Below are 14,623 nucleotides of genomic sequence, written 5' to 3'. Positions count from 1 at the left end.
CACGGGGAACGCGCGATAATGCCCGTTCACTGTCCGCGTCGATTCCCATGTCCTTCCAGTCTCCCGGCCTCTTCGCCGAACCCGAAGCCCTGAAACCACTGGCCGAGCGCATGCGTCCGCGTGCGCTCGACGAGATCGTCGGCCAGCAGCGAGTGGTGGGCGAGGACAAGCCGCTGCGCCGCGCGCTGGAAGCGGGCAGGGTGCATTCGATGATCCTGTGGGGGCCGCCGGGCTGCGGCAAGACCACGCTGGCCCTGCTGGTGGCGCGCTACGCCGACGCCGACTTCCGCGCGATTTCCGCGGTGATGAGCGGGCTGCCGGACGTGCGCAAGGCGCTGGCCGAGGCTGAGGGCAACTTCGCGCAAGGCCGTCGCACCGTGCTGTTCGTGGACGAGGTGCACCGCTTCAACAAGGCGCAACAGGACGCCTTCCTGCCGCATATCGAACGCGGCGTGATCATCTTCGTCGGCGCCACCACGGAAAACCCCTCGTTCGAACTCAACTCCGCATTGCTCTCGCGCTGCCGCGTGCACGTGCTGGATGCGGTGAGCGCGGACGACATCGTCGCCGCCTTGCATCGCGCGCTCGCGGACAAGGAACGCGGCCTGGGCGACCTCGGCCTGAGCGTGGACGAAGCCTCGTTGAAGCTCATCGCCAGCGCCGCCGATGGCGACGTGCGCCGCGCGCTCACGCTGCTGGAAATCGCCGCCGAACTGGCCGAAAACGGGCGCATCGACGACACCACCCTGGAACAGGTGCTGGCCGATCGCACGCGCCGCTTCGACAAAAGCGGCGAGCAGTTCTACGACCAGATCTCGGCGCTGCACAAATCCGTGCGCTCGTCCGATCCGGACGCCGCCGTGTACTGGCTCACGCGCATGCTCGACGGCGGCTGCGACCCGCTCTACCTCGCCCGCCGCATGACGCGCATGGCGGTGGAGGACGTGGGCCTGGCCGAGCCGCGCGCCTGGCGCATGGCCCTCGACGCCTGGGATACCTTCGAGCGCCTGGGCAGCCCGGAAGGCGAACTCGGCCTCGCCCAGCTCGCCATCTGGCTGGCCATCTCGCCCAAGAGCAACGCCGCGTACATGGCCTATAACAAGGCCCGCGCCACGGTGAAGCAGATGGGCAGCCTCGACGTGCCCATGCACCTGCGCAACGCGCCGACCAAGCTCATGAAAGGCCTGGGCTACGGCACCGGCTACCAGTACGACCACGACGTGGAAGGCGGCGTCGCGCTCGACCAGCAATGCCTGCCCGACGAACTGGTCGGCATGACCTTCTACGATCCGGTCGACCGTGGACTGGAAGTGAAGCTGCGCGAGAAACTCACCGCGCTGCGTGCCGCCCGTGCCGCGGCACGGGGCCAGAAGGGCTGAGCGAGGCTCCGGCGCCAGCCCGCAAGCAAGCTCCGAAAAATCAGGATTTGCCCGATAGGGCGGGTGGGGTGTCGCGGCTACCGTACCCCCTGCCAAAAGGCCGATACTCCCGGTGGCTGGGCCGACGTACCCTCGGCCCACACCCACCGCGGAGAACGGCCATGCGCATCGCCATCGCAACCCTGATCGGCGGCCTCGTGATGTTCCTCTGGGGCGCCTTCGCGCACATGGTGCTGCCACTGGGCGAGATGTCCATGCGCGCGCCGCTGGACGAGGACAAGGTGCTCTCCGCCCTGCATGACGGCCTGCCCGCCGAACACGGCATTTACGTCCTCCCGCACTACGACATGGCCAAGCATGGCGATGACAAGGCCGTCGCCGCGTTCTCGGCAAAGGCCAAGGCCTCGCCGTATGCCTTCATCGTTTATTCGCCCTATGGGAAGGACCCCATGGCAATGGGCGGCAACCTGTTCCACCAGTGGCTCTCGGACACCCTGGCGGCGCTGGTCCTGGTGCTGGTTCTGATCCGGGCGGGTACCGGCGTGGTGCGCGGGCTTTACATCGGCCTGGCCTTCGGCGTCTTCAGCTGGCTGTCGCTGAGCGTGCCGTACTGGAACTGGTACCGCTTCCCGGGTGCCTTCACCGCGGGAACGCTCGTCGAGCAGGCCTTCGGCTGGCTGATCGCCGGCGCGGCGGCGGGATGGTGGCTGGGCCGCAGGGGGCGGGGTGCGGGGATCAAGCCGATGGCTTGATCCCGACGGAGGCGCTAATTCTTTGTCGCACAGGCTCGCAACCCTGCGGACGAGAGTTAACGATTCACGGCTTCTTGTCCTGCCATGCCTTGCCTGCACTCCCGTCTCATGCGGGAGGCCGCAGTCTGTCGACCCGAATGGGCGATCGGGCAGGCTAGACTGACAATGCCACAGGGGATGTTCGCAACGTGTCCGGCTCATGCTGACGACGGATCGATGCATTGCACGCACCCTTAGTCGGTTGTTGGCATTGTGCGATCTCAACCAGGAGGGTTCACGTGAAGTGTCGATTCGTCGCAGTGTTACTTAGCTTACTAGTTGCGATTATCTCGTCTGCCGCAATGGCGAGTGGGGTAGGCGGCCAAGGTGTTGTCTATTTTGTTTACGATTTAGGAAGTTATTCCGGTAATCTCCCTTGGTCTAGCTCCAACAATTGGTACAGCCCGGGACGCAATTTCAAAACACCCATCGGCTTGTACAACATCAACCCCTCACTTTCCGATACGCAATTGGCCAACATGCGTGCTTCGGGCATGGATTATGTGGTCCTGCAGTTTGGGATGAAGGATCTTTCGGTATGTGCCGCGAATGGTTCTTGTTACAACGGATTTCCTGACGACTGGGTTTGGGGCGAACTAATTGACGATAGCCTCGGTACGCTTCATCCGACTCACGAAGCGAATCTTCGTGGGCTGCTCCGGCGTATCGTGAATCTGGGTTTCCGCAACGTGGTTATCCGCTTTACCGATGGCGCTGCAGGTTGGTCAAGTTGGGACGAGGTCGCTTACTCACATTCTTGGAATTTTATCGTCAAAGTACATCTGACGGTTGATCAGGAGCTGGCGGGTAGTGTGACGGGTGCCATCTACGATCTTGGAGGCGAGTCAGCTGGTTACAACGCGGGCCAGAATCTGCAGTTCATGCAAAGGCTATGGTCGGATTACACCTTGGTATTCGGAAAGGCTGACACCGTCGGGTTTTCAGCAATTGCTGTTCCGGACAGGATATCGGGCGGTATGGCCAGTTATGGCGCACAGTTGCCATCCCGCTACGCGTTTACAGCCTACGGCGACGTGTACGCCGGGCTAACCAATATCTGGAATTCATTACCGGTGTCGGAACGAACGAAGCCAATCATGCTGGTCGAGACGTATCACAATGACGCATCTACAGCCACCCAGATTGCACGCTTCTTGAGCGAACATCCTTCATTCAACCTATTCGCCGTAACGCAGTGGCCTTTGACTCGAACGCCTCCATGTACCGGATGCGACGCCAATGTATCTGACTCTGCCGTGGCTGACCTCAATACGGTTAACCAACTTTCGGCGGTGGGATCTATTGTCTCGAAGTTCTCCCAAGAGCCGAGCGCACCCGGCCTGATGGCGTTCTCCGATGTGACTTGCGGGGCTACGAGTTCGGCCACCTGCACCGTGCAAGCCAATCTCACATTTGCCCCAGTTGCTAACTACTTGGCTTACCAGGTGTATGTGACTCTGCCGGGCAGTCAGCGAAAACTATGGTCTTGCGTGTCCGCGAACGGAACGCCACAGGCAAGCTGGATCGTCCGTAACATCTCGTATTACTTCGAATATTTCCGCACCCCGGACTGCAGTAGCTCCGTTGACGGGCTGAAGCCGGATGCAACGGTGCGGCTCTACGCTAGGTGACTGATGGCTGGCGTGGCGCCGGGGTTTGCGACACGGACGCCGCGCCAGCGATAATCTAAGCCTTGGCCCCACGGAATTTAGACCAATGCTGGATCCCGCACTCCTGCGCGGCCGCCTCGCCGAGACGGCGGAGCGCCTCCGCGCCGCCCGGACCTTCGACCTCGACGTGAGCACGATCGAGCGCCTGGAGTCCGAGCGCAAGGCGCTCTCCACGGAGACTCAGGAGCTGCAGAACCTGCGTAACACCCGTTCCAAGGCCATCGGCCAGGCCAAGGCGAAGGGCGAGGACGTGGCCCCGCTCATGGCCGAGGTCGCCGGCATCGGCGACAAGCTCAAGGCCAACGAGCACGCCCTGGCCGAAGTGCAAGCCAAGCTCGCCGACATCGCCCTCGGCATTCCGAACCTGCCCGACGAGTCCGTGCCCTTCGGCAAGGACGAGAACGACAACCTGGAACTGCTGCGTTGGGGTCACCCGCGTCCGTTCGACTTCCCGGTGAAGGACCACGTCGACCTCGGCGCACGTCACGGCTGGCTCGACGCCGAAGCCGGCTCGAAGCTCTCCGGCGCACGCTTCACCGTGCTGCGCGGACAGCTCGCGCACCTGCATCGCGCGCTCGCGCAGTTCATGCTCGACCTGCACACGACGAAGCACGGCTACCTCGAACACAACGTGCCGCTGATCGTGAACGCGGATGCGATGGAAGGCACCAGCCAGCTGCCCAAGTTCGAGGAAGACCTGTTCGGCACCCAGGTGGGCGACACCAAGCGCTACCTGATTCCCACCGCCGAAGTGGCCCTGACCAACCTAGTGCGCGAAAGCATCGTCGAAGCCGACGAACTGCCCCTGCGCATGACGGCACACTCGATGTGCTTCCGCGCCGAGGCCGGCAGCTACGGCCGCGACACGCGCGGCATGATCCGCCAGCACCAGTTCGAGAAGGTGGAAATGGTGCAGATCGCCACGGCCGAGACCAGCTTCGCGCAGTTGGAAGAGATGGTCGGCCATGCCGAGGCCGTGCTCCAGGCGCTGAAGCTGCCGTACCGCAAGGTGCAGCTGTGCACAGGCGACATGGGTTTCGCCGCCGCCAAGACCTACGACCTTGAAGTGTGGCTGCCCAGCCAGAACACCTACCGCGAAATCAGCAGCTGCTCCAACTGCACCGACTTCCAGGCCCGGCGCATGCAGGCCCGCTGGCGCAACCCGGCGACGGGCAAGCCGGAGCTGGTGCACACGCTCAATGGCTCCGGGCTGGCGGTTGGTCGTACACTTGTCGCGGTGATGGAGAATTTCCAGCAGCCGGACGGGTCGATCGAGGTGCCCGAGGTGCTGCGGCCGTATATGGCGGGATTGGAAGTGATCGCCTGATAAAAGTTTATGGAGAGATGGCCGAGTGGTTTAAGGCAGCAGTCTTGAAAACTGCCGTAGGTGTAAGCCTACCGTGGGTTCGAATCCCACTCTCTCCGCCAGACAGTCCGCCAAACTCGACTTGTTAGAACAAGCAAACTGACGAAAAATCAAGGCATTACGGCAGTTCGAAGTTCGAAGCATGATTCGAACTGACTAGCCAACAAACTGCCGCTATCGGAATGGGGCAGCTATATCGGGCCCATGCGAAGCAGGTAAGTCGTGGCCGATTTCGAGACCAGAGATGCCATCAGTAGAGGGCGCGCGTCTCGCCAGTTAATGTTTGCTCCTGCGACGCGGTTCCCTCGCCGTACAATGTCATCACATAAGCGCACCACTGAGGGCGGGCAGCGCATCGGGTTCGAAGGTGACGAATTCGATGCACCTGTGTTCGTGGCATACGCCTGATAGAGCAGTCACAAATACGAAGCCAAGCCAAGGACCGCGGGGGCAGCATGCATCTTAAGAAGCTCTGCATCAGGAATTTTCGCCGGCTGCGCGATGTCGTCATCGATCTCGCATCGGATATCTCGATTTTCGTTGGCGCAAACAATAGCGGGAAGACATCGGCTGGCCATGCCCTTCAGCTTTTTACGGGCAAAGGCAAGTTCTCTCTTCATGATTTCAGCGCCGACCTATGGCCGCAGTTCGTTGCTTTTGGAGAGGGCGACGCCGCTGCCTCACTGCCTACCATGTCGATCGATATCTGGCTGCATATCGACGAGACCGATGTTCATCGCGTGATCGATCTCCTGCCAAGCTTGGCATGGCAGGGAACGCTCGTGGGAATGCGTATTGCATACGTGCCGATCGATCCCGAAGCGACGAGAGCAAAGTACACGGAGGCAAGAGCGCGAGCGCTGGCGGCGGTAGCGCCTGCAGACGGGAAGCCGGCTGCTTTCGATCCGGCGCCCAAGAATTTGCAGGACTTTCTCCGCGACGAACTCAACAACGAATACGAGCTTCGGTACTACGTGCTCGACCCGGCGCGCTTTGATGCAGATATGGTTGCCAACGTGGACTATGCGCCGGTTGCCCTGATGCCCAGCGAAAACCGCAGCGGTCGCGAGATATTGAACTCGCTGATTCGGGTTGACTTCCTTCATGCACAACGGCACCTGTCCGACAGCCCCGGCGGCGCGCGCGCCGAAGATCTTTCCCGGGTTCTGAGCCGCTTTTACGAACGTAACCTTGAGCACAAGGCAGACGATCTGGATGTGCTCAGCGCCCTCGCTAATTCGGAAGCGATGCTCAACGACCACCTTGAGCGCGTCTTCGAGCCGACGCTCAGAAGTCTCGCCACACTTGGCTACCCCGGCCTCACCAACCCTCGCCTGATGATCCGGTCTGCGCTAGACCCGGCTGCGATCATGAGCGAGCGGGGCGCACGCGTTCACTATGCGCTGGGTGATTCGGAAGAGGAAGGGATCGATCCTCCGACGCTTCCCGATCACTATAACGGGTTGGGTTTCAAGAACCTGATCTTCATGGTCGTGGAGCTGCTCGATCTGCATGCCCAATGGCTTGCGATCGACGACAGTCGGCCACCGCTGCATCTGGTTTTTATCGAAGAACCCGAAGCGCATCTGCATGCCCAACTCCAGCAGGCCTTTATCAGGAAGGTGCTTGATATCCTCCAGCTCCGGGGTGAGGACCGTCAGCATTACAGCAGCCAGGTTGTGGTTACGACTCACTCCTCGCACATCCTGTATGAGCGAGGCTTCCGGCCGATTCGATATTTCCGTCGGAATAAGAGTGGTCATCGATCAGAAGTGCTAAATCTATCGACGTTTTACGAGCAAACAGGCGAGGGAGATAGAAACTTCCTGGAGCGCTATCTCAAGCTCACGCATTGCGATCTTTTCTTCGCTGACGCTGCAGTTCTTGTTGAAGGCAATGTCGAGCGACTGCTGCTTCCCCAGATGATCAAGATCGCAGCGCCGAAGCTTCAATCCACGTATCTCAGTATTCTTGAAATTGGCGGCGCATTCGGTCATCGGTTCAAGTCGCTGATCGACTTCCTGGGTCTTACGACCTTGATCATCACTGATCTTGATAGCGTTTTTGGCCCGCCGGCACATGAAATTCCGGCTGGTGATCCGGTCGAGGCGGAACCCGCGGCTGCCGATGACGCAGACCCTCAGCTAGAGCAAGACGACGCGGATGGCGAGGGTGAGGACGAGGTTGCTGAGAAGCCCGGAAAGGCGTGCCTTCCGGAGCATGCAGGTGCCGTCACATCCAATCAGACACTGATCCAATGGTTGCCCCGACGTCGAACCATTGCAGATCTGTTCGCTGCGACACCGGATGACAAGATACAGGCAAGGATGGGTGATGGAACGGCGTTGGTCCGTGTTGCCTATCAGTGTCGTACTCAAGTGACCTGGGGCGAGGAAACTCTGGCGTTGACCGGCAGGACATTGGAAGAGGCCTTCGCGCTTGAGAATCTCGTCTGGTGTCAGGCGACGGCGCGCCGGGATCTAGGGTTACGCATTCCGCGAGCGGCGGAAAAGGATTTGCGCTCACTGGCGGAGCGCGTCCACAAGCGTGTCAAGGGCGACAGCTTTAATAAGACGGACTTTGCGCTAGGTTTGTTGGCTCATGAACCGGACGCCTGGACGGTACCGGCCTACATTGTCGAAGGGCTCGCCTGGTTGGAGAACGAGGTCGCTGCTCCCGATGTGCATGAAGCGCAGCAGATGGGCGCAGGCGAGGCGCCATGACCAGTCGCATTGGATCGCCTGACACGCCGGCCGATATACAGGTTCGCGAATGCCTTGATGAGCAGCCTGCACGATCCTTTGTCATGGTGGCGGGCGCCGGATCGGGCAAGACGACGTCGCTCGTCAAAGCACTTCAGCATCTTGCTATATCCCGCGGCTCCATGCTTCGTCGGGCAGATCAGCAGATCGCCTGTATCACGTACACGGAAGTCGCTGTGGCCGAAATTTCGGGAGACGTGGGCAACGCGGCGTTGTTTCACGTCTCGACCATCCACAGCTTTTTGTGGTCGCTCGTTCGTAGCTTTCAGCCCGATATCAAGCTCTGGGTGGTCGACCGTATTCGCGAGAAGATCGTGGAGAAGGAAGCGCATCGCGACAAGCCGAGGACGCACGCGAGAACACGGGAGCGACTCGTTCAGGAAATCGCGGAGCTCCAGGGCGAAATCGCAAGCGTTGCGCATGTGGAGCGATTCACCTACGGCACGGGCAGCAACTATGCCGAAGGTGTACTGGGGCATGACGATGTTTTGAAGCTCGGGCCAGCGCTGATCGCAGCGCACCCATTACTGCGCCAGATCGTCGCCAGCCGCTTCCCCTATATCTTCGTCGACGAGAGCCAGGATACGAATCCCACGGTGGTGGAAGCGCTTCGGTGTATAGCGTTGGAACAGGCGCGGCTGTGCGTCGGTTTTTTTGGCGATCCGATGCAGAAGATTTATACGACGGGCGCCGGAGCGATCGCGCTCGAACCCAGTTGGCGTGATATCACCAAGCCGGAGAACTTCCGGTGTCCGACATCGGTACTTCGTGTGGTGAACACGATCCGGGCGGCGGGCGATGGCCTTGAGCAGACACGGGGGCGGGCCATCGAGGTCGACGGTGTATTGCAGCCGGTTGCCGGATCAGCGCATATGTTTGTGCTCCCGGCCGATCAACATCGGACGGCCCGTCTGCAAGCCGTGCGACAGTGGCTGAGAAACGCGACGACCGATCCGTTATGGTTGAGCGATAACGTCGAAGCGGACGTCCGGCTGTTGGTCCTGGTCCACCGGATGGCGGCCGCGCGGCTGGGCTTCTCGAACATTTATGCGGCACTTCATGACAAAGCGCCTGCGAGCCTGAAGGATGGCTTGGAAGACGGCACGGCCTGGCCACTTCGTCCGCTAATGCAGTTTGTGCTGCCGCTGGTGATGGCCGCGCGTGCGGGCGATCAGTTCAAGATCATGAGTCTCTTGAGATCGACGTGCCCGCTGCTCGAAGCGGATCGGGTCCAGCATCAAGCGATTCATGACGTCCTTCGTCGACTCCAGGAGAGCGTGGAAGCGCTTGTGGCTCTTCTTCGGGACGACTCGAGCGCGTCGATACGAGAGGTGTTGACGCTCATTCGCGACAGAGAGATGGTGCGACTCGATGAGCGGTTTAGTGCCTTCCTGGTACCTGATCAGGTGGATGACGGAAGCAGCGAATTCGAGCACGTGATTGCCTTCCTTGCGTGTGATGCCACTGAGCTGTGGGGGTATCGCAGATACATCGAAGAAGAATCGCCTTTCGCCACGCAGCAGGGTGTCAAAGGGGCTCAATTTGAGCGGGTGCTGGTCGTTCTGGATGACGAAGAAGGGGCTCACAGTCACTTTTCCTACGGGAAATACTTCGGCTTTGTGCCGCTATCGGACAAGGATGAAGAAAACATTGCAGCGGATGTGGAGTCGGTGCTGGATCGCACGCGCCGGCTTTTCTACGTATGTTGCTCGCGAGCAGTCAAGGACCTGGCCGTCGTGATGTTCGTGCCAGACGTTGATCAAGCTCGTGCCGCCATCGAGAGAACAAACATCTTCCCTGCGGATGCCATTCATAGACCGGAAGACATCGACGGTTTGGCCTGAGCGTCTCGTTCTTTATACAAAAGGAAGGTGAGCAATGAACGCAGATGAGTGTCCTTTTATCGAAGAGAATCGTGTCGATCGTCGGTTGTTCGGGATGGGCACTGTCCGTGGTACTCCGGTAACGCACGCGCTAAAATTTAGAGGACCACGCATGAACATGTCGGACGGCCGAGAAAGTGACGAGTCGGCAAAATGGAAACGAGCATCCGCGTTGGTCGGTGTCGCTTGCGCATTGACGCGCCGCGAAGATGTCGAGATTCTTTTAAAGTTCGATGGACATAGGAACTACGACAGAATTTACACTCTCGTAATCTGGAGCCGTCAGGACGATGAGGCGACATTCAGGAAAGACTCGGAGGATATTGAGGACCTGCTGTGCTCGCTTAACAGCGCCCCGAGTGAGGAATCGTCTGGGGCGCAAGAGGATTGTCGAGATGTCCTCAAAGCCTTTGACAAGCTAGCGCGTGAGGGTGCTGTCATCGGAGTACGCATTTGGAGTGAGGAGGCCGACACTCGTTTCGAGGTGACCGTTTCACTGAGCGAAAAATCGCGGGCTCTCATCCAGGTGATCGGATCATCATTGAACGTCGTTGCGCGGGAGGCACTCGGTCAGTGCGAGACTGATGGCGTAAAGCGAAGCTGAGTCTAGTTTAGGCCGGCACGGCAGGCCGAGAATGCTGGGCCGACCGCGATTACGTCGTCCAGGCTGACCTGCTGCCTCCGGTGGAGCCCATGAACTTTATCAATGACGCAGTTCTCTGTCTTGACGCTCGATCCGGCCACCGCCCCACGAAGCAATTGACTGGTAGGTCAGTGCCCTTCGTCCGGGACGGAGCGCAGCGCCCTTGCCAGAGCTTTTCCCAAGTAAAGGCGATCGGTGCGACAAACGTCGAACCCCATGATCGTCAACGGTGCCATCCCGCGGTAAGTCACCGATAGGTCCTGCTTGCACGCATCTGCGCTGTCGAACCGGACTGCGATCTCGCCGCTTTTTCCGCCGATCAAGGGGCCGCCAAGATCGAGAGCATGCCAATGGTGTGTGCCTTCCGGAGTGGTCTCGATGGAGGTAACCGTCCGGTCCGAGTCATTGATGAAAGTGACGAAGTGTGGCGCTGCCTGTACCGACGCGGCAAGCGCCACGCCCAAGAACAGGAAAGCCGGTTGCCTCCATGAGTGCGCGAAGTGGCGTGTGCGGTAGTGCTTGTCCATTGATCATCTCCCTATGTGGCGTCACGCTTTGGCGTGACGATGTCGTCCGACCAGCGAGCCCGGTTGAACAGGCAGCCGTCGGCGGCAGACCTGCAAGCTATAAGTCGTGGGTGGCGTTTTTGAGGCGGCAAACTGACGTCGTGGCGAAGCTGCATGTCAGCCGTCGTGCACTCATTGGGGTGCAATAACAAGTTCTTGCGATACGTGTATCCATATCAGTCCGCAAGTTATTGCGAATGTTGTAAATTACCCCCAACATCTGTTGACTTGTCATCACACCGACGCATAGTCTTGCCTCGACCTGCGAAAGATTTGGACATCCAAATAGTTCGCGCGTTTAAGCGATATATCTAGTCCAACGCGATACGGACGCTTTTGCTCGGGGAGAGCAACAGCGCTGCATTGCCGGTATCGCGCGGGACGGAAAGGCGGGTGTAAGACCAACTTTTTTCATTTCGTATCACTTTTCCTTTGGGGGAGACCATGGAATTCTTCAGAAGCGAACGGCGCACGTTTGTGCGGCCGTCGGTGCTGGCTGTCGCGCTGGCACTCGGCATGGGTGCTACCTGCACGGTCTTCGCGCAGGCGACCAGTGGTTCCATCTTCGGCCAGGTGCCTGTCGCGGCGGGCGAATCCGTCACCGTGACGAGCGATAGCGGTTTCACGCGCGATGTGCCGGTCGATGCCGATGGCCGTTACCGTGTCGGCAACCTGCCGCTAGGCAATTACACCGTCAGCCTCAAGCGCGACGGTGCCGTCGTCGATTCGCGCAAGAACATCCAGATCAAGGTGGGTGGCAGCACGGACGTATCGTTTGCGAGCGCCGCGACCGCGGCGAATGCGCAGTCGCTGGAGTCCGTCACCGTTTCCGCCAACTCCTTGCCTCCCATCGACACCTCGACGGTCGATTCGCGCACCGTCGTGAACGCCCAGACCTTGGCTCGTCTGCCGTTGGGTCGTAACGCGGAAGCCATCGCGCTGCTCGCCCCGGGCGCCGTCGCCGGCCAGAGCACGCTCGGCAACGGCCGTTTCCGCACGGTGTCGTTCGGCGGCTCCGGTGCCTCCGAAAACGCGTACTACGTCAACGGTTACAACACGACCGACCCTTATAAGGCCCTCGGTGGTGTCGGCCTGCCGTATGGCGCGATCGACCAGCAGGAGGTCTACACGGGCGGCTATTCCGCCAAGTACGGCCGTTCCGACGGTGGCGTGATTTCGCAGGTTGGTAAGCGCGGTACCAACGAATGGCATTTTGGCGCCCAGATTCTTTGGGAACCCAAGTTCGCCGCCTCGAATCCGGGTAACGTGTACTACGGAAACCGTCAGCTGCCGGCCGGCTACGGCTACCAGGACACGAGCAAGGTAGGCACCCTCTACCGCAACGGCGAAGACAACACCAAGTGGACGCAAACCTATAGCGCCTATGTCGGTGGCCCGCTCATCAAGGACAAGCTGTTCTTCTTCGTCGCCGCCGAGGCCGAGAAATCGGAAGGCACCAGCACCTCGAATGCCGAGGCCAACCCGGTCGCGAACAACCACTACACGTACAACCTGCCGAAGATCTACGCCAAGATCGACTGGAACATCAACGACAGCAACATCCTGGAGTTGACCGGTATCCACTCGACCGACGAGCAGCGCGGCTATTACACCGGCTACGATTACGATACGCGTACAAAGTCTGGTCGTACTGGCGCGGATGCGGATACGTCGAAGATCACGTCGAAATACGCGATCGCCAAGTACACGTCCTACATCACCGATGACATCACGCTTTCGGCGACCTATGCCAAGGGCTGGACGGACGATTACCTGCACAACCCCACGCCGAACATCGACCAGCAACCCTACATCTACAACCCGGCACTGCAGGACCCCGCGCTCAATGGCGGCAACCCGATCACGAACCTCAACTCCTCGCAGACCAGCCAGGACCCGAGCGCGGGTAGCCGTACCCACGGCCTCCGCCTCGACCTCGAATGGCAGCTGGGCGATCACCATCTCGCGGGTGGTATCGACAACATGCATTACAAGGGCATCGACGAGGGCACCTCGACGAGCGGCCCGGGCTATTACTGGCGTTACTTCCACTCCGCCAATCCGGATGTTGCCATCAGCCCGGGGCAGGGAGTCGGTGCGCCGGGTGGCGAGGGTTATTACGTGCGTCGCGTCATCTTCTCGAGCGTGACGAACATGTCGCTCGACCAGCGCGCGCAGTACCTCGAGGATCGCTGGCAGGTCAACGACAAGCTGCTGTTGAGCATCGGCTTGCGTAACGACGGCTTCAAGAACTTCAACGACAACAACAAGCCCTACGTCAACAACCAGGCACAGTGGGCCCCGCGCCTGGGCGCGTCGTGGGACGTGTTCGGCGACTCGTCGCTGAAGATCTACGGCAACCTCGGCCGCTACTACCTCGCGCTGCCGAATAACGTCGCGGTGCGTGGCGCTTCGTCGTCGACCTATACGTATGAATACTTCAACTACACCGGTATCGACCAGAATGGCCGTCCGACCGGTCTTACGCCGCTGGGCAACGGCATCGTGTCCCCCGATGGGGAATTTGGCCAGCCGATCGACGCGCAGTCCGTCGCGGCGCGCGATCTGAAGTCGCAGTACCAGGATGAAGCCATCCTGGGCTTCGACAAGACGCTCGGTTCCGATTGGGTGACCGGTGCCAAGGTCACGGTACGCAAGCTGCGTACCGCCATCGATGACGTCTGCGATACGGGCAAGATCGCCGACAAGATGACGCGCGAAGGGCTGGACCCGGATTCGGTGACCATTCCGGGCTGCGTCATCTTCAACCCGGGCGACACCAACACGTTCAGCTTGGCTAATGTCGACGGTTCCGGCCGCACCGAAGTGAAGATGAACCAGGAAGACTGGGGGTTCTCGCAGAAGGCCAAGCGTTCTTACTACGCGCTGGACCTCTACCTGGAGCATCCGTTCGACGGCAAGTGGCAGGGTCGCCTCGACTACACGTTCTCGCGTTCCTACGGCAACACGGAAGGCCAGACCAAGTCGGACATCGGCCAGACGGACATCTCCAAGACGCAGGACTGGGATTCCGCCGAGCTGATGCAGTACGCCAATGGCCTCCTGGCCAACGATCGTACGCACCAGATCAAGGCCTACGGTGCCTACCAGCTCACGGACGAATGGCTGGTCTCGGGTAACCTGCGTCTCGCCTCCGGCGCACCGAAGTCGTGCCTGGGCTTCCTGGACGGAGCGGCAGATCCTGATCCGATCGGTTACGGCTCGTCGTACCACAACTGCAACGGCCAGCCGTCGCATCCGGGTGACAAGCGCAATCCGTGGTACCGCCAGCTCGATCTCGCGGTGACCTACCGTCCGTCGTACTTCGAAGGCAAGCTCGCCTTCGGCCTGTCGGTCTTCAACGTCACCAACGAGCGCAAGCCGCTCATCAGCTACGCGACGTATGAAGCGTCGCCGCAGACCGTGCTCAACAACTACGGTCTGGGCCAGTACTTCCAGAATCCGCGTTATGCCCGCCTGACGGCTACGTACGACTTCTAATCAACGCTTCGACCATAACTAGAAATGTCCCGTGAGGGCCATCGCGTGTTTCCCCAGTGCCG

At 60.2% G+C, this 14,623-nt stretch carries 9 protein-coding genes and 1 tRNA gene; 9 read left to right on the top strand and 1 reads right to left on the bottom strand.

The window, feature by feature from the left end:
• The first annotated feature begins 47 nt into the window (after positions 1-47).
• The 8 genes from ACR9Y6_RS06300 to ACR9Y6_RS06265 all read left to right on the top strand — a co-directional run bounded on the left by ACR9Y6_RS06300 (position 48) and on the right by ACR9Y6_RS06265 (position 10,455).
• Positions 48-1,379 (top strand): replication-associated recombination protein A, encoded by a 1,332-nt coding sequence (locus tag ACR9Y6_RS06300; protein ID WP_481280527.1) that lies wholly within the window; start codon positions 48-50, stop codon positions 1,377-1,379.
• A gap of 161 nt (positions 1,380-1,540) precedes the next feature.
• Positions 1,541-2,131, top strand: a complete 591-nt coding sequence (locus ACR9Y6_RS06295; protein ID WP_481280526.1) for a hypothetical protein — start codon at positions 1,541-1,543, stop codon at positions 2,129-2,131.
• Positions 2,132-2,409: 278 nt separating this feature from the next.
• A complete protein-coding gene (locus ACR9Y6_RS06290; protein WP_481280525.1) occupies positions 2,410-3,801 on the top strand; it encodes a hypothetical protein in 1,392 nt (463 codons plus the stop codon).
• 85 nt (positions 3,802-3,886) lie between these two features.
• The gene (serS, locus tag ACR9Y6_RS06285) at positions 3,887-5,167 is read left to right on the top strand and encodes a serine--tRNA ligase (protein WP_481280524.1); all 1,281 of its coding nucleotides are present in this window, start codon (positions 3,887-3,889) and stop codon (positions 5,165-5,167) included.
• Between the two features lie 11 nt (positions 5,168-5,178).
• Positions 5,179-5,268, top strand: a tRNA-Ser gene (locus ACR9Y6_RS06280).
• A gap of 393 nt (positions 5,269-5,661) precedes the next feature.
• On the top strand, positions 5,662-7,929 hold the full coding sequence (locus ACR9Y6_RS06275) for an ATP-dependent nuclease (protein ID WP_481280523.1): 2,268 nt from the start codon (positions 5,662-5,664) through the stop codon (positions 7,927-7,929).
• Positions 7,926-9,812, top strand: a complete 1,887-nt coding sequence (locus ACR9Y6_RS06270; protein ID WP_481280522.1) for a UvrD-helicase domain-containing protein — start codon at positions 7,926-7,928, stop codon at positions 9,810-9,812. Before ACR9Y6_RS06275 ends, ACR9Y6_RS06270 begins: the two co-directional genes overlap by 4 nt.
• Positions 9,813-9,846: 34 nt before the next feature.
• The gene (locus ACR9Y6_RS06265) at positions 9,847-10,455 is read left to right on the top strand and encodes a hypothetical protein (protein ID WP_481280521.1); all 609 of its coding nucleotides are present in this window, start codon (positions 9,847-9,849) and stop codon (positions 10,453-10,455) included.
• A gap of 167 nt (positions 10,456-10,622) precedes the next feature.
• Here ACR9Y6_RS06265 and ACR9Y6_RS06260 read toward each other — a convergent pair whose 3' ends face one another.
• Positions 10,623-11,021: a hypothetical protein gene (locus tag ACR9Y6_RS06260; protein ID WP_481280520.1), complete on the bottom strand. Its 399-nt coding sequence runs from the start codon at positions 11,019-11,021 to the stop codon at positions 10,623-10,625.
• 483 nt (positions 11,022-11,504) lie between these two features.
• Between ACR9Y6_RS06260 and ACR9Y6_RS06255 the strand changes: the two genes are divergently transcribed.
• A complete protein-coding gene (locus ACR9Y6_RS06255; protein WP_481280519.1) occupies positions 11,505-14,561 on the top strand; it encodes a TonB-dependent receptor in 3,057 nt (1,018 codons plus the stop codon).
• Positions 14,562-14,623 lie beyond the last annotated feature (62 nt).

The organism is Luteibacter sp. TLI7-4A (assembly GCF_056754745.1).
The sequence above is the reverse complement of the archived record's forward strand: the minus strand, read 5'-3'. Positions and strand labels throughout refer to the sequence as shown.